The organism is Sulfurovum zhangzhouensis, from assembly GCF_030347965.1.
Lineage (GTDB): Bacteria > Campylobacterota > Campylobacteria > Campylobacterales > Sulfurovaceae > Sulfurovum > Sulfurovum zhangzhouensis.
Genome location: NZ_JAQIBD010000001.1, coordinates 89,931 through 115,103, shown reverse-complemented (window position 1 = coordinate 115,103; position 25,173 = coordinate 89,931). Strand labels below are relative to the sequence as shown.

The 25,173-nt window shown below is 37.7% G+C and carries 25 protein-coding genes and 2 riboswitches; of the genes, 7 read left to right on the top strand and 18 right to left on the bottom strand.

The window, feature by feature from the left end; all coding sequences use genetic code 11:
- Position 1: 1 nt before the first annotated feature.
- The 3 genes from PGH07_RS00605 to PGH07_RS00595 all read left to right on the top strand — a co-directional run bounded on the left by PGH07_RS00605 (position 2) and on the right by PGH07_RS00595 (position 3,696).
- The gene (locus PGH07_RS00605) at positions 2–1,060 is read left to right on the top strand and encodes a CNNM domain-containing protein (RefSeq protein ID WP_289411950.1); all 1,059 of its coding nucleotides are present in this window, start codon (positions 2–4) and stop codon (positions 1,058–1,060) included.
- Between the two features lie 4 nt (positions 1,061–1,064).
- Positions 1,065–2,384 (top strand): DEAD/DEAH box helicase, encoded by a 1,320-nt coding sequence (locus tag PGH07_RS00600; RefSeq protein WP_289411949.1) that lies wholly within the window; start codon positions 1,065–1,067, stop codon positions 2,382–2,384.
- A gap of 103 nt (positions 2,385–2,487) precedes the next feature.
- Positions 2,488–3,696, top strand: coding sequence for a cation:proton antiporter (locus tag PGH07_RS00595; protein ID WP_289411948.1), 1,209 nt, complete (start codon positions 2,488–2,490; stop codon positions 3,694–3,696).
- 11 nt (positions 3,697–3,707) lie between these two features.
- Here the strand turns inward: PGH07_RS00595 and PGH07_RS00590 are convergent, their stop codons facing one another.
- Genes PGH07_RS00590 through PGH07_RS00555 form a run of 8 tightly spaced genes read right to left on the bottom strand, consistent with a single transcriptional unit; the run spans position 3,708 to position 9,058 of the window.
- Complete coding sequence (locus PGH07_RS00590; RefSeq protein WP_289411947.1) at positions 3,708–3,974, bottom strand: hypothetical protein; 267 nt, start codon at positions 3,972–3,974, stop codon at positions 3,708–3,710.
- 7 nt (positions 3,975–3,981) lie between these two features.
- Positions 3,982–4,368 (bottom strand): fluoride efflux transporter CrcB, encoded by a 387-nt coding sequence (crcB, locus tag PGH07_RS00585; protein WP_289411946.1) that lies wholly within the window; start codon positions 4,366–4,368, stop codon positions 3,982–3,984.
- Positions 4,337–4,978 (bottom strand): lysophospholipid acyltransferase family protein, encoded by a 642-nt coding sequence (locus PGH07_RS00580; protein ID WP_289411945.1) that lies wholly within the window; start codon positions 4,976–4,978, stop codon positions 4,337–4,339. The genes crcB and PGH07_RS00580 overlap by 32 nt, the downstream gene beginning before the upstream one ends.
- Before the next feature lie 46 nt (positions 4,979–5,024).
- Positions 5,025–6,071, bottom strand: coding sequence for a hypothetical protein (locus PGH07_RS00575; protein ID WP_289411944.1), 1,047 nt, complete (start codon positions 6,069–6,071; stop codon positions 5,025–5,027).
- Positions 6,071–6,742 carry a phosphoribosylformylglycinamidine synthase subunit PurQ gene (purQ, locus tag PGH07_RS00570; RefSeq protein WP_289411943.1) on the bottom strand — a complete coding sequence of 224 codons (672 nt, stop codon included), beginning with the start codon at positions 6,740–6,742 and terminating at the stop codon, positions 6,071–6,073. Before purQ ends, PGH07_RS00575 begins: the two co-directional genes overlap by 1 nt.
- Entirely contained in the window at positions 6,742–6,981 is a 240-nt protein-coding gene (gene purS / locus PGH07_RS00565) for a phosphoribosylformylglycinamidine synthase subunit PurS (protein ID WP_289411942.1), read from the bottom strand. Before purS ends, purQ begins: the two co-directional genes overlap by 1 nt.
- 11 nt (positions 6,982–6,992) lie before the next feature.
- Positions 6,993–7,706, bottom strand: coding sequence for a phosphoribosylaminoimidazolesuccinocarboxamide synthase (gene purC, locus PGH07_RS00560; protein ID WP_289411941.1), 714 nt, complete (start codon positions 7,704–7,706; stop codon positions 6,993–6,995).
- 2 nt (positions 7,707–7,708) lie between these two features.
- Positions 7,709–9,058 (bottom strand): S41 family peptidase, encoded by a 1,350-nt coding sequence (locus tag PGH07_RS00555; RefSeq protein WP_289411940.1) that lies wholly within the window; start codon positions 9,056–9,058, stop codon positions 7,709–7,711.
- A 182-nt stretch (positions 9,059–9,240) separates the two neighbouring features.
- Between PGH07_RS00555 and PGH07_RS00550 the strand changes: the two genes are divergently transcribed.
- Positions 9,241–11,814, top strand: coding sequence for an ATP-dependent Clp protease ATP-binding subunit (locus PGH07_RS00550; protein WP_289411939.1), 2,574 nt, complete (start codon positions 9,241–9,243; stop codon positions 11,812–11,814).
- Positions 11,815–11,864: 50 nt separating this feature from the next.
- On the opposite strand, the gene PGH07_RS00545 is transcribed toward PGH07_RS00550, so the two are convergent.
- From PGH07_RS00545 to PGH07_RS00525, 5 genes are all read right to left on the bottom strand, one after another.
- Positions 11,865–12,944 carry a type IV pilus twitching motility protein PilT gene (locus tag PGH07_RS00545; protein ID WP_289411938.1) on the bottom strand — a complete coding sequence of 360 codons (1,080 nt, stop codon included), beginning with the start codon at positions 12,942–12,944 and terminating at the stop codon, positions 11,865–11,867.
- Between the two features lie 275 nt (positions 12,945–13,219).
- Entirely contained in the window at positions 13,220–13,558 is a 339-nt protein-coding gene (locus tag PGH07_RS00540) for a hypothetical protein (protein WP_289411937.1), read from the bottom strand.
- Between the two features lie 91 nt (positions 13,559–13,649).
- A complete protein-coding gene (locus PGH07_RS00535) occupies positions 13,650–15,521 on the bottom strand; it encodes a DUF2207 domain-containing protein (protein WP_289411936.1) in 1,872 nt (623 codons plus the stop codon).
- A gap of 5 nt (positions 15,522–15,526) precedes the next feature.
- On the bottom strand, positions 15,527–16,090 hold the full coding sequence (locus PGH07_RS00530; protein ID WP_289411935.1) for a LemA family protein: 564 nt from the start codon (positions 16,088–16,090) through the stop codon (positions 15,527–15,529).
- Positions 16,091–16,148: 58 nt separating this feature from the next.
- A complete protein-coding gene (locus tag PGH07_RS00525) occupies positions 16,149–16,712 on the bottom strand; it encodes a PAS domain-containing protein (RefSeq protein ID WP_289411934.1) in 564 nt (187 codons plus the stop codon).
- Between the two features lie 167 nt (positions 16,713–16,879).
- Between PGH07_RS00525 and PGH07_RS00520 the strand changes: the two genes are divergently transcribed.
- The 3 genes from PGH07_RS00520 (at position 16,880) to PGH07_RS00510 (ending at position 19,626) form a co-directional block, all read left to right on the top strand.
- A complete protein-coding gene (locus PGH07_RS00520; RefSeq protein WP_289411933.1) occupies positions 16,880–17,344 on the top strand; it encodes a hypothetical protein in 465 nt (154 codons plus the stop codon).
- Complete coding sequence (locus tag PGH07_RS00515; protein ID WP_289411932.1) at positions 17,344–18,234, top strand: 5'-nucleotidase; 891 nt, start codon at positions 17,344–17,346, stop codon at positions 18,232–18,234. The genes PGH07_RS00520 and PGH07_RS00515 overlap by 1 nt, the downstream gene beginning before the upstream one ends.
- Positions 18,235–18,379: 145 nt before the next feature.
- Positions 18,380–18,454, top strand: a riboswitch (cyclic di-GMP riboswitch).
- A 70-nt stretch (positions 18,455–18,524) separates the two neighbouring features.
- A riboswitch (cyclic di-GMP riboswitch) is annotated at positions 18,525–18,599 on the top strand.
- A 154-nt stretch (positions 18,600–18,753) separates the two neighbouring features.
- On the top strand, positions 18,754–19,626 hold the full coding sequence (locus tag PGH07_RS00510; RefSeq protein WP_289411931.1) for a DUF4382 domain-containing protein: 873 nt from the start codon (positions 18,754–18,756) through the stop codon (positions 19,624–19,626).
- Between the two features lie 149 nt (positions 19,627–19,775).
- Here PGH07_RS00510 and PGH07_RS00505 read toward each other — a convergent pair whose 3' ends face one another.
- Genes PGH07_RS00505 through PGH07_RS00485 form a run of 5 tightly spaced genes read right to left on the bottom strand, consistent with a single transcriptional unit; the run spans position 19,776 to position 25,133 of the window.
- Complete coding sequence (locus PGH07_RS00505) at positions 19,776–20,603, bottom strand: DUF58 domain-containing protein (protein ID WP_289411930.1); 828 nt, start codon at positions 20,601–20,603, stop codon at positions 19,776–19,778.
- Positions 20,603–21,550: an AAA family ATPase gene (locus PGH07_RS00500; protein ID WP_289411929.1), complete on the bottom strand. Its 948-nt coding sequence runs from the start codon at positions 21,548–21,550 to the stop codon at positions 20,603–20,605. The genes PGH07_RS00505 and PGH07_RS00500 overlap by 1 nt, the downstream gene beginning before the upstream one ends.
- Positions 21,543–22,679 carry a hypothetical protein gene (locus tag PGH07_RS00495; protein WP_289411928.1) on the bottom strand — a complete coding sequence of 379 codons (1,137 nt, stop codon included), beginning with the start codon at positions 22,677–22,679 and terminating at the stop codon, positions 21,543–21,545. Before PGH07_RS00495 ends, PGH07_RS00500 begins: the two co-directional genes overlap by 8 nt.
- Positions 22,660–24,204, bottom strand: a complete 1,545-nt coding sequence (locus tag PGH07_RS00490) for a VWA domain-containing protein (RefSeq protein WP_289411927.1) — start codon at positions 24,202–24,204, stop codon at positions 22,660–22,662. Before PGH07_RS00490 ends, PGH07_RS00495 begins: the two co-directional genes overlap by 20 nt.
- Positions 24,201–25,133, bottom strand: a complete 933-nt coding sequence (locus PGH07_RS00485) for a vWA domain-containing protein (RefSeq protein WP_289411926.1) — start codon at positions 25,131–25,133, stop codon at positions 24,201–24,203. Before PGH07_RS00485 ends, PGH07_RS00490 begins: the two co-directional genes overlap by 4 nt.
- Positions 25,134–25,173 lie beyond the last annotated feature (40 nt).

Below are 25,173 nucleotides of genomic sequence, written 5' to 3'. Positions count from 1 at the left end.
AATGGACTTATTGATTCTATTTTTTCTTTTGGCTGTGGGGATATCGTTCCTTTGTTCAATTTTAGAGTCTGTACTTTTATCGATTAATATGCCGTTTGTATCTATTTTAGAGCGTGAGAAACCTCAAATAGGCGCATTACTTCGTGATCATAAAGAGAATATCAACAAATCTATTGCTTCAGTTCTCATACTTAATACTGTTGCAAATACACTAGGTGCTGCAGCAGTTGGAGCACAAGCTGAGAATGTTTATGGACATGAAGCGGTCTTTTATGTCTCAGCGATTCTAACTTTTGCCATTCTTTTCTTTTCAGAGATCATTCCTAAAACAATCGGTGCTGTTTATTGGAAACAACTTGCTCCAATGGCTGCATATATCATTAGATTTTTTATCTGGATCACCTATCCTGTGATCTTACTTACCCTTTTTGTTACAGATCGTATTAAAAAAGATGCAGATAAAACTGGATTGAGTAAAGAAGAGTTGCTTGAGAGTGCATGGATGAGTGAAGATGAAGGTGTCCTAAGGGAACAGGAATCTGAAGTGATCGAAAATATCCTTCAATTAGACCGTATTAAAGTTGAAGAGATACTTACACCAAGAACTGTGATATACGCTTTGGACGGTACAAGAACACTTAGGGATATTATAGATAATGAAGAGGCAATCTATAAATTTTCCCGTATTCCTATTTTTGAAGGCAGTATAGAAAATATCACAGGTCTTGTAATGACAAAAAAGATATTTAAGCATGCACATAGAGATGATACTCAAACATTGAATGATATACAAAAGAAGATATTTAAGATCTCTGAGAATATACCTGTATCCAAAGCTTTAGATCTTTTTATTAAACGTAAGGACCATATGTTTTTGGTTGTAGACAGCTATGATCAAACTGAGGGGATTCTTACATTGGAAGACTGTGTAGAGACAATCTTGGGTGTTGAGATCGTAGATGAAAGTGATAGTGATGTGGATATGCGCGAAGTAGCTAAGCAGAAGATGCGTTTAAAACGTAGATTGGAAGAAGTAGAAAATAGAAACGGAAATAAATAGAGCAATGTCTTTTTCTGAGTTACATTTAAAACCATCAATTTTAAAGGCATTAGAGAAAAAAGCTTATAGTGATGCAACCCCGATACAAAAAGAGCTCATTCCAGTAATTTTTTCAGGCCATGATGTCTTAGCCGGTGCACAAACCGGTACCGGTAAGACGGCTGCATTTGCACTCCCGATCCTTCAGGACCTGGCCGGAAAATTTGAAGAGGGGAAACATTATCCCAAAGCATTGATCCTTGTACCCACACGTGAACTTGCTAAGCAGGTGCATCAGAGTTTTGTTGAGTATGGAGAGTTTCTCCCACTCAAAAGTGAAGTGCTTTATGGCGGTGCCAATTTCAGTGCACAGACTAATAGACTAAAAAATGGTGTTGATATCATTATCGCTACGACAGGGCGTTTATTAGAGCATATTGGGAAAAATCATATTGATCTTAAAACAATCAAGTTCTTAGTAATGGATGAAGCAGATACAATCCTTGATATGGGATTTCTCAATGAAGTTTCTCAAATTTTTCAGCATCTTCCGGAAACAAGACAGAATATATTGATTTCTGCTACGCTTTCTGCACCTCTGAAAAAACTATCGCGTGAGGTACTGCATAAGCCAAAACGTATCGAAGTAGATAATATGGGAACAGCTGCCTCTTTGGTAAAACAGGTTGTTTATCCGGTAGAAGCAGAGAAAAAAGCAGAACTACTTTCTTATCTAATAGGATCAAGAAATTATTCCATGGTGATGGTTTTTGTAAGAAAAAGAGCTGAAGCAGACATGGTCGCCGAAGAACTAGAACTTTCTGGACTTAAAACAGCTGTGATTCACGGTGAGAAGAGTTCTGGTGAGCGCAGTAGAGCATTGAGCGATTTCAAAGAGGGCAAGATTCGTGTATTAGTTGCAACAGATATTGCAGCAAGAGGTTTGGATATACCTAGTCTTGAGGTTGTCTTCAGTTATGATATTCCCCATGTAACACAAGATTTTATCCACCGTATCGGCCGTACCGGAAGAGCAGGGAAAGCAGGACTCGCTATTACTCTGATCTCACCTAGCGAAATGGTTGCATTAAGAGATGTTGAACGTATGCTGGGGAGGCCTCTTCCCAAAGAGAACCTTGAAGGGTATGCACCAAAAGTGCTAGGTACTCAAAAAGGTGCCAGAAAGAGCGATAAAAAGAAAAGTACAGATGGTGCTTTTGGAAGTAAAAAGAAAAAATCAACGACTTTTTCAAAAACCAAAAAACGAAAAACAACGAAGCGCGATGGTTTTAAAGTCTATGATGAAAATAAAAGCACTAAAGATAAAAAGAAAGGAAGGAAGTAAGTACTTCTTTTGAATTAAATCTCATTATTTTATCTATGATATCAAAAAATGTTTATAGATAAAAGTCCACTATGTATAATATTTCCAGTATAATAGTCACATTATGATAGAAGTACACGAATTTTTTTTAACGCTTTTTTTAATTCTTGTAAGTGCCCGATTACTCGGTGAAGTATTTTCCCGATTTGGTATTCCGGCTGTACTTGGTGAACTAAGTGCGGGTGTATTGCTGGGAAGCTCTTTTCTGGAACTTATAGAAGTAAATGAAATTTTAAAGATCCTAGCAGAGATCGGTATCATCCTCTTGTTGTTTGAAGTAGGGCTGAATACAGATTTTCAACGTCTTAAAGAAGCTGGGAAACAAGCGACTATAGTTGCATTTTTTGGTGTGATATCACCTTTTATAACAGCATTTTTGGTATCCTACTATTTCTTTCATCTTTCTCCTGAAGTTTCTTTGTTTATAGGCGGCACATTGACTGCAACCAGCATAGGAATTACTCTTAGGGTCCTTAAAGATCTTAAGCAAGAAAACAGCAGTATGGCCCAGGTTGTCATCGGTGCAGCAGTATTGGATGATATTATAGGTGTCATATTACTGGTATTTATCTATGATTATGCACTTCATCAAGAGGTGAGTCTCAAACATACAATGAGTGTAACTGCATTCATTATTACATTTTTAGTTTTTGCTCCGTTTTTAGCACATTATTTTTCTTTACTGTTACGAAAACTGGACAAGTTCTCAAGAGTACCGGGGTTTATACCGACATCGATCATATCTTTGATCGTTTTTTTCGCCTATCTGGCACATTTAGCAGGTGCACCGGAAATATTAGGTGCTTTTTCTGCAGGTATAGCTTTGTCACGTAGATTTATCATTCCTTTTGGTGCCAGCTTGCAAAAAGATGAGGACTTTTTGGAGAAAATCACTCATTCGATCAATCCTATTATGCATATGTTCACGCCAATATTTTTTGTGACTGTAGGGCTCTCTATGAACCTAAAAATTATAGATTTTACATCATCTTCTTTTTGGATAATGAGTTTTATGCTGTTTATTGTTGCTGTACTTGGTAAGTATCTAGGGGCATTTTTAGTCAATGGTTATAGTTTTTACTATAAATCTATGATCGGTGTATCAATGATACCTAGAGGTGAGGTAGGACTAATATTTGCTGAGATAGGGAGAATCAATGGAATCATTGGGAATGAGATCTATGCAGTCTTGATCTTTGTGATCGTACTCACTACGATAGTACCGCCATTTATTTTGAAATGGTTGTGCAAGCGTGAGTACAATGACGGTTAATTTTTTAAAACTTACAAACCAACCATCATTTCTTGTTTCAATTTCTCCTGGTTGAGTTTCTTGATTAGCTTTATAGAAAGATCACCATACTTTTCTTCATCCAGATTGAGCTGTTGTACAAGATCCGTTTGATTGGTACCTTCAGCCCATCCTTGAAGTAATTTGAATTCTTTTTTGGTCAGTCTGACCTTGAGTACTTCTTTTAGTTCGTTTTCTTCTTTAAGTGGAAGGATAAGTTTACGAATATGTTTTTCTACTTCTTCTCTTAGCGTTGACATGTTTTTCCTATTTTGTAAAATTTAATACTAATAAATAACCTAATCCTGCTAACAGGATCGTTCCAAAGAGGTTAAGTACTATGTTGGCAAATGCTTGCATAAAATGACCGGCTTCAAGTAAAAAGAAACTCTCTATGGCGAAAGTAGAGTAGGTGGTCAGTGCACCAAGAATACCTGTAACCAAAAATGTCTTTATATATGGAGGGAAACTGCTGTTATGATGGAAATAAGCAAAGAGCATACCGATCAAAAGACTTCCTATAAGATTTACAGCAAGTGTACCAAGGGGAAGTACATGAGCAAAGTGCTTATTAACTATACCGTTGATAAGGAGTCTCAATGTCGCACCGATAGCACCTCCACTAGCGACTGCGATGATGGTGATGGAACTCACGATTTATCTCCTCCTGCATTTTTGTATGCAAATCTTCAAACCACGTATCATCTGCCTTACTTACATCAATAGTTGGTAGATAAATATACTTTACCGTACCGCTGTGGCAGGTTTTATCATGTTCATTGAGTACCCATTTGCTTCCTGTGACTACTACCGGCTGTACCTTAAGCTTCATGTTCTCAGCAATGAATTTTGTACCTGATTTAAAAGGAAGCAGCTTCTGGTGTTTAGCGCGGGTGCCTTCAGGAAAGATGACAACTTTACGGTTTTTAACTTCCAAAGACTCTTTAACATCTTTGATCATCTTAATGAGGCCCTTTTTATTTTCTCTATCAATAGAGATCATATCACCGTTCTTCAGCAAATGTCCATACCATACAATATCAAAAAGCTCTTTTTTTGCTACCCATCTTAAATGTCCAGTTTGAAGTGCTTCCATAGCGATGATATCTATAATTCCTTGATGGTTCATAACGATCATATCTGCATTAGGATCTGCAAGACCCACTTGTTCGACTTTACTATTCATCAAAAAAAGAATGATTCTGTTAAGGTAGTGCATGATCTTTCCCTTCTGAGCAGGGAAAAGCGTAATCAAGGGGATCATGAGTACTCCTACTATGAATGCAATAACAAATGCACCCCAGTAAAATCTAATTTTCGCAAAGATCTTCATTTTTTACCCATCCTATAATTCCTTGTTTTGTCTCAATTTTGAGATACTGCTTACGCTCACCCAATATTGGTGCTTCAAGTTTGTCATCCAAGTATGTACTGACTGTACTTGTATGTGTAGGCAGGATATAAAGTGGTGCTCCTTGCTTTATACATATTGTTTTGTGCGGAATGTAGAGAGTAAGCAGGGTAATAAATGACACGACCCCTACAACTAGGAAAAAGAAATCTCTTTTAAACAAGAACATTACAAACATAAAAAGTGTTAAAGTAACAAGTGTAAATTTTTTGATCTGTTCAAAACTATCTTCTTTTGGATTGAGTTCAGCATGTGCAGATACGGATGCATCTTTAACATCCACAGGTATTTGTAGAGATATGTATTGATGTTGAATCGTGTTAAAGTAGGTAAATTTCAGTTCTTTTTGTGCAGTAGGTATAATTGCATAGAAGTCTCCATGAACTTTTGCATTATCTCTTAAGATATCTTCGATTCCACTCTCTTCAACAGTACTAAGCTTCATATCTTCAAGATTTGCTTCATTGGCTTCTATATTAAGAGTGACGATATGATTGGTCTCATCATAGTTAGAAACCTGAGAGTTCTTTACTTTCATATCTGCAGCGATCACACCACAGAAGTCTTCTCTCGGTTCTAATGCTGTAAGCGGGACAAAACCTGATGGAAGTTCTGTGTAATTAGAGGAAGTAGTTATACGTAGTGCAGGGACGCGTATACCACGATCTTTAGCCTTAAAGTAAAAGGTATAGAAGCTGTCATTATTATTGTTGATTACAAGCGGTTTGTTCGACAATGGTTTGATATCACTACCTGGATCAAAGGTAAACGCCGGTATTTGGTCTTGTTTACTATTGATACCGATCACGGTAACAGGGAATACCTGGTTTTTATAAATCTTCTTTGGAAAGTAGCTGTATTGGTATACGCTCTCTGCATTAAGCTGAATACTTAAGGCAAAGAAGATACCTATGATGAGCAGCAGAGAGCGATAAAGGTATAGCATTACGCTTCAAACCCTTGAAGCATCTTAATGCCGTCTTCTGAACCCAAAATCGTTTCCAACGCACGTTCAGGGTGTGGCATGAGACCAAAAACATTTTTTGTTTCATTGCAAACACCGGCGATTGATGTTACCGATCCATTCACTACAACACGGTTTCCTTCTGCATCAGAGTAACGAAGAAGGACCTGACCATTCTCTTCCATTTTAGCTAGACTCTCATCATCAATATAATAGTTACCATCTGCATGAGCGATAGGAATATTAAGTACTTCACCATTCTCACACTTGTTTAAAAAAGCATTATCGTTATTGACAACACAAAGTTTCTGATGCTTTGAGATAAAGTGTAGGTTATTGTTACGCTTCAATGCACCTGGCAATAAGCCAGCTTCAGTCAGGATCTGAAAACCGTTACAGATTCCAAGTACTTTACCTCCATTGTCGGCATACTCTTTTACAGCTTTCATCACCGGAGCAAATCTAGCGATAGAACCTGATCTCAGATAATCTCCGTAACTGAATCCCCCAGGTACTACAATTAGATCAACTCCTTGAGGAATAGTTGTCTCTTCATGCCAAACAAGCTCAGTTTCATGACCTAGTTTTTCAAACGCATATTGCGTATCAAACTCACAGTTTGTTCCAGGAAATCTAAGGACTGCTACTTTCATTATGCTATCTCTATAGAATAATCTTCAATAACTGTATTTGCAAGAAGTGTTTCTGACATCTCTTTTACTTTTGCTTCGGCTTCAGCTTTATCAGATGCATCAATATCCAGTACGATTTGCTTACCGATACGTACATCATTTACACCTTCAAAACCAAGTGAAGTAAGTGCATGGTGTGCAGCCTTACCCTGTGGATCAAGAACTCCCTCTTTTAGAAATACGTTTACGATTACCTTCATTTCAATTATCCTTATCTGTTTTTAATTCTTTCTAGAACTTGTCTGTAAGCCTCTGTAAGACCACCTAATCCCTGTCTAAATCTATCTTTGTCAAGTTTCTCTTGTGTTTTAGTATCCCAAAGTCTGAAGTTATCCGGACTAAGCTCATCAATCAGTATGATGTTATCGTCTTTATCTCTACCAAATTCAAGTTTGAAATCGACCAAAGTGATATCAAGTTGTGCATAGAACTCACTTAGAATCTTGTTGATACGTCTTGCCATATATCTGATATAATCAAGCTCATCAGTATTGTTAACAAGGTTCAAAATCAGACAGTGCTGATCATTGAGTTTTGGATCACCCAGTTCATCGTTCTTGTAGTCAAATTCAACAAGTGTAAATGGAAGAACTGTTTTCTCAGCAATACCGAGGTTACGGCTTAAACTTCCTGTAGCAATATTACGTACGATCACTTCAATCTTAATGACTTCTGCTTTTTTGTGAAGCATATGGTTCTCATCGATAGTATCTACAAAGTGAGTAGGGATACCTTTTTCATTGAGATATTTGAAAAGTTCAGTCGAAATCTCATTGTTAAGTGCGCCTTTACCTTCCTCACTTGATTTCAACTCGCCGTTAAACGCTGTCAAAGAGTCCTTAAATTCAGAGATTAGAAGACTTGGATCTTCTGTTCGCCAGATCTTTTTTGCTTTACCTTCGTAGAGCAGTTCTGTTTTTGTCATTACTACTTTCCTTTATTTGTGATGATTAATGCTTTTAGGATATCCACTGCACTTTTGAGTTGCGCATCTTCATAGAGCTGCGTATCAGTGATAATGGAATCATCCGCCTTTGTTTCATTGTTTTCTTTGCTTTTAGTCAGTACTTTTTTATTATTTTTATTGTTGCCGTTGTTGATCTTTTCAAGTTCATTAGTCAAGTGCTTTTTAAGCTCTTTTTCTTTGAGAAGCATAGGGTCTTCTATATACTCAATCTTTCCAAGATGTACAGTAATATCCGGTGTCACACCTTCAGCTTGTATTGTTCTGCCGCTTGGCAGGTAGTATCTTGCTACGGTAAGTTTTACAGCTTCATCCATACCTACAGGCATAACTACTTGTACTGAACCTTTACCAAACGTTTTTTCACCAACAATGATCGCACGTTTGAAGTCCTGTAAAGCACCGGAAACGATCTCAGAAGCAGATGCAGACCCGCCATTGACAAGTACAACGATAGGTGTTTTTGCATCACTATCCTGCTTAGTTGCCTTATATTCAATATTTTCAATGGATGATCGGCCTTTTTGTGAAACAATGATGCCATTATCAACAAATAGGTCAACAAGACCTACGGCTTGATCAAGTAAACCACCTGGATTATTACGTAGGTCCAGTAAAATTCCTTTAGTATTATTATGTTCTTTTATTGCTTTTTGAACATCATCAACGACCTTCTGATCAAATGATGCGATGTGCAGATAGAGCAGGTTGTTGTCGATAGACTTTACATAGACAGATTGAATCTTGATAATATCTCTTGTGATCTTGATTTCAAGCGGTTTTGTCTCTTTCTGTCTAATGATAGTCAGAGTTACATCACTACCAGGTTTTCCTCGCATTAGTTTTACTGATTCATCAATATCCATACCGATAGTTGCTTTATCATCGATTTTCAGGATAATATCTCCAGCTTTTAATCCCGCTTTGTCTGCAGGTGTACCATTAATTGGTGCGATAACCGTAAGAGCACCGTCTTTCATTCCTATAGAAACACCCAATCCGCCAAATTCACCTTTGGTTTGAACACTAAGGTCTTTATATGCTTTTGTATCCATAAATGTTGAGTGTGCATCAAGGTTGTTTAAAAGTCCCTTGAGTGCTTTGTCGACCAGTTCAGTGGTATTGACTTCATCAACATACTGTGTTTCGATGACATTAAGGATTTGTGTGAATTTGAGATACGCTTCTAGCTTTTCTTTTGCAGAAGATTGTTTTGGTGTGATCTCTGCGTGAGCAAATACTCCCATAAAATAACTACCGACAAGGGTAGCAAGCAGTCCGGCTGTAATGACTTTTTTACTTTTTTGTATCATAATAGTAGTTTGTCCTGCGCAAAGAATTAAGTGTATTATTTTATTAAAAAATCACTTGAATATCGGTTAACCTTTTAGTATAAGTATTAAAAGTTGGTTTTTAATCAAAAGACTAAATAAACTTGACAATAAGTGACTAAAGTTTGTATAATTTAAAATAATTGTGTAAGAGGAGTATAAAAATGAGTATATTAGAAAAATTAACCAATCAGATGCAGAGTACTATAGAATCAGGTGTCTCTTTAGCATTGCACAATAAAAACCAGGAAGTAGAACCAATACATTTGATATGGGCGCTTTTAACAAACACTCAATCAATTTTACATCAAGCACTCAACAAAATGAATGTTGATAAAGCAGCGATTGAACTGGAAGCAAAAAGTCAATCAGGCAGGTTACCTACTGTATCAACAGTAACAAAAGAGAATATAAAACTTTCGATGAATCTTGTACGTTCATTGCAGAGTGCTGAGGGAGTAATGACAGCTCAGGGTGATCAGTATCTTGCAGTTGATACGTGGCTTATGGCTAATACCAATGAGGGCTTTATCAAAGATGTTATAGGAAAATATCTTGATATCTCTGAATTTAAGAAGACACTAGAATCAATCCGTGGAGGTAAAAGCATTGATTCTCAGAGTGGAGATGAAACACTTGAGGCTTTGTCACAATACGGTATTGATTTGAATAAAAAAGCATTAGATGGCGAACTTGATCCGGTTATTGGTCGTGATGAAGAGGTTCAGCGTATGATGCAGATTTTGATCCGTAAAACCAAAAACAATCCTATCTTGATCGGTGAACCTGGAACCGGTAAGACTGCTATTGTGGAAGGACTTGCACAGCGTATCGTCAATAAAGAAGTACCTCTAAGCCTTCAAAATATGCGTGTCATCAGTTTGGATATGAGTAGATTGATTGCGGGTGCCAAATACCGTGGTGAATTTGAGGATAGACTTAAAGCAGTAGTCGATGAAGTCAAACAAGCAGCTAACATTATCCTCTTTATCGATGAGATCCATACCATTGTCGGTGCTGGGGCGAGTGAAGGAAGTATGGATGCGGCTAATATCCTTAAACCGGCACTTGCACGTGGAGAATTGCATACAATCGGTGCAACAACACTCAAAGAGTATAGAAAGTACTTTGAAAAAGATGCTGCTCTTCAAAGACGTTTTCAACCGGTAAAAGTTGATGAACCTTCTATAAATGAAGCGTTGCAGATCCTTAGAGGGATCAAAGACAAACTTGAAGCACACCATAATGTAACGATCACTGATTCAGCACTTGTATCTGCTGCTAAGTTATCGGATCGTTATATCACGGACAGATTTTTACCAGATAAAGCGATAGATCTTATTGATGAGGCGGCAGCAGAGCTTAAAATGCAAATTGAGAGTGAACCAACTGACCTTGCCAAAGCAAAAAGGGATATCTCTACATTACAGGTTGAAAAAGAAGCCCTCAAAATGGAAGATAGCGAGAAAAATACAGCACGTATTCAAGAGATCGAAAAAGAATTGGCTGATCTTGAAGAGCATAAGATAACGCTTCAGAATCAGTTTGATAATGAAAAACAGACATTTAATGATATTGCAGATGTGAAGAGTCAGATCGATGTGCTAAAAACACAGGCAGAAGCACTTAAACGTGATGGAGACTTCTCTAAAGTTGCAGAGATAGAACATGGGCAGATCCCGGCACTTAAACAGCAGTTAAATTCACTTGAAGAGAAGTGGACATTGATGATGAAAGAGGGTACTTTACTTAAGAACTCTGTAGATGAAGAGATGATCGCAAGTATCGTGAGTCGCTGGACAGGTATCCCTGTTAATAAAATGCTTCAAAGTGAAAAAGAGAAGATCCTTCATATTGAAGAGGTACTCAAAGAAGAAGTAGTAGGGCAAGATGAAGCGCTGAAAGCTGTTGCAAGAGCAATCAAACGTAATAAAGCAGGTCTGAGCGATGTAAATCGTCCTATCGGCAGCTTTATGTTCCTGGGGCCAACAGGGGTAGGTAAAACACAAGTAGCTAAGACACTGGCTAAGTTCCTCTTTGACAGTGAAAAATCGCTTATTCGTATCGATATGAGTGAGTATATGGAAAAACATGCAGCATCTCGTTTGGTCGGTGCACCTCCTGGGTATGTCGGATATGAAGAAGGTGGACAACTTACTGAGGCAGTTCGCCGTAAGCCTTACTCTGTTGTACTTTTTGATGAGATAGAAAAAGCACATCCGGATGTTTTCAATACACTGTTACAAGTTCTGGATGATGGACGTTTGACAGATAATAAAGGTGTTACTGTAGATTTTAAAAATACGATTATCATTATGACCTCAAATATCGCTTCAGATAAGATCATGACTATTAGTGATCCAAATGAACGTAGAGAGGCGGTACTGAATGAACTGAAGCTTCACTTTAAGCCGGAGTTCTTAAACCGTCTGGATGACCAGGTGATATTCAACCCGCTTGATCTGAACGCGATCACGAGCATTGTTGATATCCTCTTTAAATCTATTCAATCAAAGCTTGCAGAGCGTGATATTACGATTTCATTAAGTCAAAATGCAAAAGAGTATATTGCCGAAGCCGGATTCGATCCTGTCTATGGTGCAAGACCGCTTAAACGAGCACTTTATGAAGTGGTTGAAGACAGATTGGCTGAACTGATTCTAGAGGATAAAGTTGTGGAAGGAAGTTCAGTAGCATTTGATGTTCAAAATGGAGAAGTTGTAGTTAATATATCATGATAAAGAGGGCAGAGCTTCTGCTCTGCTTTTCTTTTTTAAGAACAAGTTGGTTATACCTTTGCGATCTCGATACCTTGAAGTTTGAGTTTCATATCACTCATAATTGTTGCATTTTCCAGAGCAGTTGCTTCAGAGATAAGTCCTTGTTGAAAGAGTTCGAGTAGTGCCTGATCAAATGATTGTGATCCGTAAACCTGTGATCCTTCTTCTATAGCATCCAGAATCTCTTTATCCCTTCCTTCAGCTATAAGCGTCGCTATACGTGTAGTATTTTTCATTACTTCTACTGCAACGACACGACCACCGCCTTCACGTTTTACAAGCCGTTGAGATATGATACCTTCTAGGACCGATGAGAGTGTCATACGTATGCGGTTCTGATCATGGGTAGGGAACATATTGATCAGACGGTTAATTGTCTCTTTTGCATCAAGTGTGTGAAGCGTAGAGAAAACAAGGTGTCCGGTACTTGCAGCATGAAGCGCTGTTTCCAAACTCTCAAGGTCACGTATCTCCCCTACAAAAATTACATCAGGGTCTTCTCTCAACACTGATTTAAATGCATTTTTATAAGAGAGAGTATTTTCACCTACACCTCTTTGTGAGATAACTGATTTTTTATCATGATGTATAAACTCAATAGGGTCTTCTATCGTTACAATATGCTTCTTTTGCGTACTATTGATCCTGTCGATCATCGTCGCAATTGTAGTTGACTTACCAGAACCTGTTACACCGGTCACAAGGATAAGTCCACGAGGGGTATCGGCAAGTTCTTTGATTACTTCAGGAAGTCTTAGTTTTTCAAATGAGAGGATTTCCATAGGAACTAGACGAAAAATGATACTCATCCCATCAATATGATAGAAAAAGTTTACACGAAAGTGATTCTGTTCATTATATGTATAGTTTAGATCTAGTTCTTTGGTCTCTTGAAGTCTTTTAAAACTTTCTTCTGATAAGAGAGACTTAGCAACATTTTCTATATCTTCTACTGTACATATTTTAGTATCCAAGCTTAAAAGTTCTCCATCTTTTCTATAATGTACTGTTGAGCCGGATTTAAGGTGGAGGTCACTACCATGATTATCAATTAAAAAATCGAGAAATTTATTTAAATTTGTTTTCATCTTTTCTTCCTTCCATACTAAGTTCATCTAATAATAACCTAATAAAGTAAGAATTTGCAATAGTCTGCTGATTTTAGAGGGGAAAGATTACGATCTTAAGTACCGAAATGTGGTTTTGTTACGTTGGTAGTCGTCTCAATAACATTTTTTAAAAGGAGGAAGAATAAAAAGTCTTCGATACCTAAGATGTAATCAAATTATAGCCATTTAAGATAAAATTAGTCTTAATTAAAATAACTTTATTTGATTTTTTTTATAATCATTTAAAATTTAAATTAAACAAGCCAATGTTCAACATAGAATATGTCTCTTGTGACCGGCATTGCACGCCAACCATTGGCTTCAAGATACATCATTTTGTCACCGAAATATCCCACAATATACTGCTCCTTAAAGATTGCAAATGCACCGGTTGCAAATGTCTCAAAGATTTTTTCATAACTTTCCGGCATTGCATAATGATAAAAATCCATACTGTGAAGCGCAATAAGAGCACTATGAAGATAGTCGTTATTCATCATACTGCTACTCACATTATAGTAGGCAGGGTAGGTGATCAGTGGAGTTTCAAGTAATTCTTTAATGAAAAGTTTTTCTTTTTTATTTCTATACATACTAAAAGTATAGGTAAAGATACAGAAAAAGCGTAAAAATATTTCAAATTGACATATTATGTTGGAAACAAAAGAGTAATGGAAAGTGGAGTTACCAAGAACCTCCACCTCCGCCTCCGCCACCACCGCCGGAGAAACCGCCACCACCTGAAAAACCGCTGCCATCTGTATTGTTTGATGGTGGAGTTGCAGAACGATCAACGGATGAACTAAAATCACTTAGATCGTCCATATCCCCATGATACCATTGCGGTGCAGTGACACTTAACAATCCATAGAATGAAAGCCAATGTTTTGTCTCCCCGAACAAAACGGCATAAGGCAGAAGTTTTTCAAGATAAAGAGGATCTTCTTTTAATCGTCTTCGGATTTCATCTTCTTTTACTCTAGCTATAAATTCTTGCAACCCTAAAAGATGTTTTCGTGTGTAAGCACCTTTTTGGGTGAATCTTCCAATTTTTTTATAGGTAAAGATCATAGAAAAGAGAAGTATAAGTAAGACGCCAAAAGGACCGGTAAGAAATTTTACGATGCTAATATTATGTTCCATAAAGAGTGCAGTAATCGGTGTCATACCCATTCCTGCAAATGTAAAACCGAATATTTTGTTAAAGATATTTTTTCCAGAAAGGGCAATTGACAATCCTACTGAGCCAAACACAATAGGAAAGATCATGAGGAAAATACCTTCACTTCCATAGTGAACATAAAAAGTATAAAAGACCAAGGCAACCACAGGAAGCAGATAGAGAATGCTTTTTGTAAGGAAGCTTTTACGTATACGCTGAGGGTTCTCCATCATATACCCGTCAGCCACAACCCATTGGTAAAGTCTTTCATTTATATCTGAAAAACCTTGTTGGAGTGTTTCAGCTTTGCTTTTAGAGCCTTGTGTAAAAGTAAAACTATTTGAAGCATTAAAAAGTACATGATCAAGGAGGTATTTCTGATCCATGCCAAGCATCTCTGAGTTTTTTTCCGTTCTTTTCAATAAAGGATCGGATGAATGGGTGCTTTGATATATCTCCAGATACCCCTGTTCAGCCAATTCCAGTACTGCTGCAGAGAAATCTTTGTTGTCAGCAAACTTATCAAGTACCAGTCCAGCTTCTAAAATACTCATGTTTTTGGGTGGATAATATTGTACAGCTACAGCACGGTTATCGACAAAACCGGTGTGCTTTTCATACATTTTTTTAAAGTAGAGAAGAAATCCGACTAGTGCAGCCCAGTGCCAGTAATTTAACATCCATTCCCAGAATGACGGCTCCAAGTTTTCAATACCGTGCTGATCCAGTCTATCCTCAGGGTATGCCAATTCAACAGTCGCACCTTCATAAGGATTTAAGTGGGAAACACTAACTTGAAGATGCGAAGGGGTTATCCAACGAGTGGAAGCAGAGGAGGTCAATGTACCGTATCTTCCTGTGAATGTAGAGAGTGAAATATCATGGCTTGGTAGTGATGCCGGTAAATAAAAGTTGGCTTGGATATTATCAATGGGGATCTGCCATCCCGTGCCGATCACATTCCACCGTATTGCGTCCTTATACTCATCCTGTGCGGCAGGTAAAACTCCGAGTTTCACTCTGTAAGAAATGGTATAGGTATGTTTTCCCGTGATATAAGTAGAAGCTGAGCCTATTTTGAGACGGATCAGTTTACCTATTTTGTCAGAGTATGATGAAGTTTGGTCCCATTCTGCAAATTCCCCGTCTTGCTCTACGGAGAACTCATAAATGCCGATATTTTTAATAACTGAACCTACTTTGATCTGATAAGGGATTTCACGAAACAATCCGTGTTTTGAAGCATTTTCAAAATTATAATCTATAGTTTCTGTGATCGAAAGCTCACCGCTCTGTTCTACGGTGACATCGACTTTATAATGATCGATCTTCTCTGCAAAAAGCAGGGTAAAACACCCTGCTAAAAGCAGAGTAGTTACAAAAAAACGTTTCATAGCTCTTACAGATCTATTTTAGGCATTGTCTTAACAGCTGCTGCTTCGTTTTCATCCAGTTCAAAATAATCACGTTCGGTGAAGTTGAATTTTTGTGCGATAAAAAGATCGGGAAATGAGTGAACTTTTGTATTGTAGTCACGTACGATGGCATTGTAGTAGCGTCTTGCATTTTGTATCGTATCTTCGATATGGCTTAGCTGATTTTGTAGATCAAGGAAGTTTGTGTTGGCTTTGAGATCAGGATATGCTTCTGCCAAAGCAAAAAGTTTACCTAGCGTTCCTGTTAGCATATTGGCAGCAGCAGCCTTTTCTTCTATGCTTCTTGCATCAAGTCCGGCCTGTCTGGCCTGAATGACCTTTTCAAGAGTCCCTGCTTCATACTCTTTGTATCCTTTGACAGTATCAACCAACGCTGGAATAAGATTATAACGGCGTTTAAGCTGTATATCGATATCCGACCATGCGGCATCAATTCCTGCTCTAAGTGAAACAAACTTATTATAGATAGCGATCAGATAACCTATCACTCCGACAATGATAAGTAATATTATATTTCCAAAACTCATTTTCTCATCCTCCCTAATATATAATGTTGTTTATTATACTATCAGTTACCTTTTTTGACTATCCAAAAAGTTTTTTCATTGCAGCAAAGAATAATTTAAATATTCCATTATTTCCTACTACTTGATCGATAAACTCATCATAGGATTGATTTTTTTCTTCAAGGAAACCAATAAGGTATTGTTCTGAAGCTTCCAATCCAGACTGGGCTTCGATCTCAAGAAGCTTTTGATAGATAGGTTCTATCACTTTCACTGCATTTTTTGAAGCAGCTTTTCTAAATGCAGTATATCCTGTAATTTCATTGGTCAGTTTGTCTTTTTTCGATTCAAATTCGGTAACAACCCAGTAGTATCTACCATCTTTAGCCATATTTTTTACCACAGCCATGATAGCTTGTCCCTTTTGGATACGATCCCACATGAGTTTAAAGACTACCTTAGGCATATCGGGATGACGAATAATATTGTGAGGTTTACCGATAAGTTCAGCCTCTTTATATCCGGATATCTCTACAAAGTAGTCATTTCCATAGGTTATTACTCCTTTTGGATCTGTCTTACTTACAATATATCTTTTAGGATCAAGAGTAATCTGTTCATTTTTAGGAGTAGGCCTTTGCATTGTTTCTTCCTTCCAAAGCTAACTATTTTTTTAAAACGCGCATTATACATGTAATTAATTAATATATAACTATGTTAATTATAAATATTTTTTATTTTATGAGCCAACAGTGGGTGATGAACTATTTATGATAAAATTACATCAATACGGTTCTTAGGAGGAATGTTTTGGGCAGTAAAGAAGTGTTTATCAATGAATTAAAAGAATTCAATATGCATCATGATAATAGATTAAGAGTGGTTGAAAAAGCAGTAAAAGGGTTAGTACCTCATGAAGATGCATGTGTGAAACTTTTTGATTGCCCGATTCATAAATGGATGGAGACAAGAAAACCATTACTTAGCAAAATTTATGGAAGTGAAAATATCAAAGCATTGGCAGCACGTCATGCAGAATGGCATGAACAGAGTGACAAAGTATGTGAGATTCTATCTTCAAAAAATGAAAAAAGCAGTGGATTACTGGGAAAAGTGTTTGGGAAAAAGCAAGAGATGAATGAGGGCGAGCTAGATAAGGCAATGTCTTATGTTATGGATCTAAAAGATCTGACGGAGACGATCGATTCTACATTTGGACGTATGATCAAAAGAGCCAATGCGATCCAGGACGATATGTTTGAAGAGAATGTTTAATGGCATATGATCTTAAAAACAAATTGGTAATTGCTATCTCGTCAAGAGCACTTTTTGATCTTGAAAAAGAGAATAGAATTTTTGATGATAAAGGGCTTGAAGCTTACTATAATTATCAACTCGAACATGAAGAAACACCTTTAGAGGTTGGTACAGCATTTCGTTTTGTGAAAAACTTACTGGCAATCAATAAAAGTTTTGATGATAAACTTATCGAAGTTATCATTCTCTCAAGGAATAATGCTGCTACAGGACTGCGTATCGGACGTTCTATCGAACACTATCAGTTAGAGATAGAACGTAGCGGATGGACAGCAGGAACACCGGTAGCTAGGTATCTTGATGCCTTTAAGGTTGATCTCTTTCTTTCTGCCCACTCTGAGGATGTACAAGATGCAATTAATGCTGATGTCGCTGCCGCAACTATACTTCCACATAAGCCTTCCGTTGATATCGAATCAGATATAGTAAGAATTGCTTTTGATGGTGATGCTGTGATCTTTGGTGATGAGAGTGAGAAGATCTATCAAGAAAAAGGTCTGGAGGCATTCCTGGCATATGAAAGGGAAAATGCCAAAAATCCATTAAGCAAAGGTCCTTTTTTTAAATTTTTGAAAGTCATTTCTGATATTCAGGATAGATTTCCTATGGAAAAGTCACCGATCCGTACGGCTTTGGTCACTGCACGTAATTTCTCTACACATGAAAGAGTTCTTCGTACACTTGATGCATGGGGTGTTCGTGTTGATGAAGCGTTCTTCCAGGGTGGGGTACAGAAGTATGAAGTGATCAAAGCATTTGGTGCGGATATCTTCTTTGATGATCAGGATGCACACTTGAAATATACGGCAAAAGATACGCCTTCTGCAAAAGTACCCTATAAGTCTTAGTTTTCTATTAGATAGTTTCACATAACTTGATCAAATACTTTCTAATAATAGATAAAAATCTAAATTAATCTAATTAGCTTTATTTAATCTTAAGAGTAATCAGTCTATAATAAAGAGTACTAAGACTATTAGAGTTTTTAAATATTATTTGTTGTGCCAAACTTGTTGCGAAGCAAGGACGGAAAGCCACGGGTCTCATGAAGATAGCCGGGTTGCCAAATACATCTTATTAGAATGTATTTTTACGTTTCTTCTTTTCTCCTGTTTTACATTTCAATTAGTATTTATTCAGTTTGTTGTGCCAAACTTGTTGCGAAACAAGGACGGAAAGCCACGGGTCTCATGTAGATAGCCGGGTTGCCAAAATGAATTTCTACACTTCGTTTGTACAACAAAAAAAGACCTCACTTTATTGTTGCGTAAAGTATTTATTGTACTTCTTGTTTGAAAGTAGGGCAATAAGGCTTACTTTTTATACAATGAGTTTGGTAGTTAATATTTGTTATAAAGGAATGATGCATGAAACAACTCATAGCCGCTTTGGGATTGACCCTAAGCTTATTACTCTCTGGATGTGGAGGCGGTAGTACATCAACTACTACAGGAATAGCTTCCATGAGTCTTACTGATGCTCCTACTGATGATGAAAATGTAAAAAGTGTATTTGTGACTTTTACGGGACTTAGATATCAATATGCTGACAGTAATGAAAGTTGGCAAGATGTAGATTTTAATGAATCTAGAACAATTGATCTTCTAACACTACAAGATGGAAACAGTACAATGCTTAATGAAGTAGAGCTTCCAGCAGGTGAAATTGCACATGTTCGTTTCAAACTTGATACTTCTAACTGTTATATCGAGTTTGTTGATGGTTCACCAACTGCAAAATTGACTGTTCCAAGTGGTGACCAAACAGGGTATAAAGCGATCGGTGGTTTTACTATCCCAGCGGGTGGAGTTGTTAATATCACTGCAGACTTTGATGTGAGAAAATCTGTGGCTTCAACTGGAAATGGTAAATACATGCTCAAACCAACAATTAAAATCATTGACAATATCGAAGTTGGTGAGATCAATGGTACAATGAATATAGATGTAAACGGATCTCAGGCAATCCTTTATGCATATACTGATGGAAGTTGGGATGATGCTGAATCAAATACTACAGGTAGTAACTTCTCTAATGCTGTTCTAAGCACTGATGCTACAGATGGAACATTTACACTCCCTTGGTTGACTACTGGTACTTATGATCTTGTACTTGTTGCATACACAAATACAGGTGAGTTTGAAAACGTACTAGGATTTATTGATAATGTAGTTGTTGAAGCGGATACTACAACAACTGTAGATATCACAGATGAAAATCTTTTAGATGTTCTTCCATAGTAATTAAAGCAATTAAAATTTTTTGAATATCTCCTTATCCTCCCTTTCGAGGGGGGAGTCTCTCCCCAAAAAGTTACTTTTAAAAATACTGAAAATTAGTTTATTACTGATATTCCAGTATCAGTTTTAAAGAGTAGTGTCGTTAAGTTTTATACAAATAACCGTACCAGTTTATCGATAGGATCCTCATCGGTGTATATCTTCGTATGTCTGATATTATAGTGAATGAAATGTGTTTGCACGGTTTCATCATGTGCTTTAAGTTTCGCTAGATAGTGTTGGATACTTGTTGTACTGAAGTCAGTGTTAAGACTTTGTGTACTCTTGGGATTATCAAGTATCACGTCACCAAGTTTATGAGGTTTCTCTTCTTCTCTATGTCGAACAATAATAGCGATCACTTCATGTTTTTGTGCAAGCAGTGAGAGGTCGACAGGTTCTAAAAAATCTCCTATGATAAAAAGTAGAGAGCGTTTGTGTATATGTGTAGAGAGTGTTTGGATCGCTTTGGTATAATCCAGTGCAGTATGTAGTATCTTTTGTTCATAGAGCTCTTTTGAGTAGTTTTCTATATGATATAGCTGCTTTGTAGGAGGAGCCAGAGTGTACTTGTCTGAATAAAAATTAAACCCGGTAAAAAGATCATTGTTGTGGTGGGCAGAGTAGCCAAGAATTGTGGCGATCTCAGTAACAGCATGTTGTTTGAGATTGTCTGCACCGAAATAAAGGCTTCCATCCATCATCGCTGCAACAACCACAGAAAGTTCTCTGTTGGCATGCAGTTCTTTTATATAAGGACGGCCGAGTTTTGCTGTGATAGTCCAATTGATCTTCCTGACATCATCTCCGATCTGGTATTCTCTCAGTTCACTGAAGTCATATCCTTCACCATGCATTTTAGAGAGGTTATTCCCTGCAAGCAGGGTATAGACTTGATACCTGGCTTTGAGTTGTAGGGTTTTGAGCGCTAGTGACATTACGGTATCGGCACTTCTTGAATAATCTTTGAGATGATCTCATCAGGGTTGATCCCTTTTGCTCGGGCTTCATAGCTAAGCACTATACGGTGACGAAGTACATCATGTACTACAAAACCGATATCTGCCGGGGTAACGTGGTCATTACCTCTGAGGAATGCTTTGGCTTTAGCAGCTTTATAGAGGTCTATAGAAGCCCTTGGACTGGCACCATACATAAGATCAGCTTTGATACTCTCAAGACCAAACCTCTCTGGTTCTCTCGTTGCGGTAATCAGCTGTACGATATAACGCTCAACTTCTGCATCAACGTACACGTTATTGACTTCTTCTCTCAGTGTTTGAAGATCTTCTTTATTGAGTACAGATTCTACTTTTTCAAAGCTTTTAGTGGCAGCTTTACGCATGATGGTAAGTTCATCTTCTTCACTGTTGTGTGTTACCAGCAACTTCATCATAAATCTATCCAGTTGTGCTTCAGGCAGAGCGTAAACTCCTTCTTGTTCGATAGGGTTCTGTGTTGCCATGACAAGGAAAGGAGGTTCGATCTTGAAGGTCTCATCACCGATAGTTACCTGACGCTCCTGCATTACTTCAAGTAAAGCTGACTGTACTTTTGAAGGGGCACGGTTGATCTCATCTGCCAGCAGTAAGTTAGTAAAGAGCGGACCTTTTTTGATACCAAAGTCATTGGTCTGCGGATTGTAGATCTGTGCACCGATGATATCTGAAGGAAGCAGGTCAGGGGTGAACTGTATACGTTTACTATCAAGTCCAAGGGCTTTGGAAAGCGCATTGATCGTTGTTGTTTTTGCAAGACCGGGGACCCCTTCAACAAGGATATGTCCATCACTCAGAAGTCCGATCAACAGACCGTTTATCATCTGTTCTTGACCGATGACAGCTTTAGAAAGTTCTTTTTTGAGTGCATCTATTTTTTTATGCATTGAGTTCCTTTTTTATCGCTTTGAGATCAAGCGGTTTATTTTGGTAGATATGTGCTTCAATCTTTTCTATTGCCGGTGCAAACTTTTTGCTATCCTCTGCTATCAACAGTCTTAGTAGTGTTTTAGGATCGCTTGTTTGGTTTATCTGTTCGATAAACGGATCGTTCTTGATCTTCTCTTTTTTATGCCATTGTACACTCTTCGCTGTGAAAAAACCTGAGATAAAGACGACAATGTAACCTAAAAATGTACCTATCCATGACCAGTCTGTGACTTTGATCGGTGCTGGAGAGTCAACTTTGTCTATCAGTGAAGATTGTGCAACAGGTTTGATATTAAAGGCTTGAGCAGGTATTGTAAGCATATAACTTTTTTGTGTCTTTGGGTTAAATGATTTGATTTTCACTTCATTAAACGTAAAACTTTTTGCTGAACTCATCGCCATCGGATAGACAACAGTATTATAGGTATGTTTTGCACTACGTATCGTATTGACTTGAGGCTCTTCTTTAAAGAGGATGTAGTCATCTGTTGAAAGAAAGATATTATTAAGTATCGGAGGATAACCTGTACCCTTGATCTCTACAGAAAACGGAATGGGTTCATGTGCACTGGCTTCATGCGTTTTGACTTGGTGTGTCAATGTAAAGTCGCCTACAAGCAGTGTACCTTCCGGAATCGGCTTGACCGTCAGCTTCAAAGGCTCCAGCTTGATAATGCTATCCGTCGTGGTCATTCTTTTAACATTATCTCTATCCCCTGAAAAGCTGTATGCGACATCTTCTTTTGTTGTCACTTTTTTGACCAGTTCAAAACCTATGTCTATCACACCGCTTTTAAGCGGATAGAGAAGATAGGTATAGTGTATCTGTGCATTTTGGTATCTATCCTCCACTTTTGCATCTAAACGATAAAATTCATATGCTTCGTTTTCAGTAAGAGTGAATTCAAAGAACATTACTTTTGAGTAGTCAGTCTGCTTGATATCAAAGGTAAGTAATACAGGTTCTTTAATATAGGCACTTTCTTTGTTTAATAATGCTTTAGATGTAAAGCCTTCTCCATATAATAGGCTAATACTAGAAAATATAATAAAAGTTATTACGCTTTTACCAAGGCTGTTTTTCATGGATATATCCCTTGTTGATCATTTCATAAATTTTTGAACTGATTGGTTGTTCTTGTTTGCTTTGTTGATCCTCAATCAATTTCATCTTCTCTTTGTTCTTACGCTTCTGTTCACTACCGCCACTCCCTGAACCTGAGCTCGGTTGGTCTTCGCTACGTGTTTCTTTTCCATCATCTTGCTCTTGCTCTTGATCTTCAGATTTGGAACTGGAGTTGTTTTGTGATTGTGGATGGGCAATACCAAGAGATGCTTTTTTCTCTTGAAGCAGGGCGATCAAGGCCAAATTGGCACTGGCATCATCATCCTCTCCAAGCTGTAATGCCTGAGTATAATATTTTCTGGCTTTATCATATGACTCAAGTTTGGTATAGGCATTAGCGATATTGTAAAAGAGCATCTGTTTTACATGAAGAGAGGTAGAACGAATACTTGTATAGATCTTGATCGCTTGTTTGTACTCTCCAAGTTTATAATAGCTGTTTGCTAGTGCTACTTGGCTTTGAAGTGTTTTTGTTGACAGGTGGCTAAGCATCTCTTTGGAACGATTATAATCCTCTTGTGTATAGGAATGATACGCATTGTCAAGTGTAATCACGTCAAAGATTGATGCCTGAGCCTGAGAACCTAACAATGAACTCAAGACAAGAAGGTACTTGACCCCTCGTGTATGTACGAGTAAAAAAAGAATAAGAGCTAAAAATAGGGGAATAGGATAGAGTTCAAGGTAAGAATGACTCATCTTACTTATTTGCTGTTCTTCTGTATTTAATGTATCAAGAGCATCTTGTAGCTCATTAGCTGTAGCTTCAGGAGAACTCTTAGGTGTCATGTAAGTACCGCTATTTTGTGAAGAAAGTACTTCAAGCAACGGATTGATCCGTGAGACTACAAGGTTTCCTTCATCGTCTTTGAGAAAACTTCCATCAGGCTTTGAGATCGTTGAACCAGATGTTGTACCCATAGCTAGGATAATTGGATGGATAGCGTTATCCTCAATAATACTATTTAATATAAGTTCATCTTTTTCATCTCCACCGTCAGTAATGAGTATGAGATTCTTATCATTGATAGGAAGATCAGAAACCTTAGTTAAAAGTTTTTCAAGTGAGGTTCCGTGTGTGAGGATATTTTCCAGTCTCAAACTTTTTAGTGCCAGTGAAATTAACTGATGATCAGTAGTCGGCGGTGAAAGTAGGAGAGGGTTGGTCGTAAATGCAATAAGAGTGATGTTGTCACTGAGATTTTTCTTTAACAATGATTCTATGGTCTGTACAGCAAACTCGTAACGGTTAGGTTCAATGTCGTTTGCGCGCATAGAATAAGAGACATCCAGAGCGATAATGATCTCTTTCGCGTCAACCTTTCGCTCTTGAGGACCTTTGTCTAGTGCGGGCCTACTAAGCGCTATTACAAGAAGAGTGAGAATTATCAAATGTATCGTATCTGTTATCTGTTTGGAACGATAATAAAATAGTACGCCAATTGGGATCAATAACCAAAGCAAATAAGGATAGAGGATACTCATATTGCCTCCCTAGATGTCCAAGGAGTAAAAATCCCATGTTTGGACAGTACCCATCCAAGGAGCAAGAGTGTTGCAAATATCAAAGGATAAAATGCCAAGGAGTTTCGATCAAGATAGTTTTCCGAACGTATAGGACTAGGTTCAAGGCTTTCTATCTGTTCATAAACCTTGGCCAATTCGTCTGCATCTATGGCTGAGTAGCTTTTTGCACCTGTCTCCTTGGATACAGTTTCCAGCAATACTGCATCATATTCATTTTTTTGTCCGATACCGATGGTATAGATCTTAATACCTGTTTTCTTAGCTTTTTCAACTGCCTGACGCGGTGAGGTACTGCCTGCATTGTGTTGGCCGTCTGTAAGTAAAACAATGACCTTGTTTTCAGCATCTCCAAAGCTCAAAGTATGCATTGCCTGCATGAGTGCATCACCAATCGCAGTACTTTCACCCGCTACTCCTACATTGGTCATATCCAGCAGATATGATACTCCGCTCAGGTCATATGTTAACGGTGAAGCTGTATAGGCAAAGGTACCGAAGACCACTACAGCAATGTTATCATCCAGACGTTTTTTTACGAAGTCTTTTGCAAGATCGATACTGACTTCATAGCGGTTTTTAAAACGGTTTTTGGTATGAAACCCGCTTTGTGCCATGGAACCGCTTGCATCAAGTACAAGTGCTAGATCACGTCCCCGTTTGGTACTGTTGGAAGTTGGATCATAGATATATGGTTCAGCCAAAGCCACAACCATTAAAGCAAATATAGTGATTTTTAGCCAAAGCAGCAGAGAGAAGAGGGGAATTTGAGTACGTACCCATGCTATTTTTGTAAAATAAAAGTGCTTTGTATGTACTTTACACCATATAAAACACGGGATCAACAATAATAACAGTAAAAACCATGGTGCACCAAATGAAAAGTTCATAGGGTGGATTGTAGCATAAAGTGTTATGTTTTAATATAAT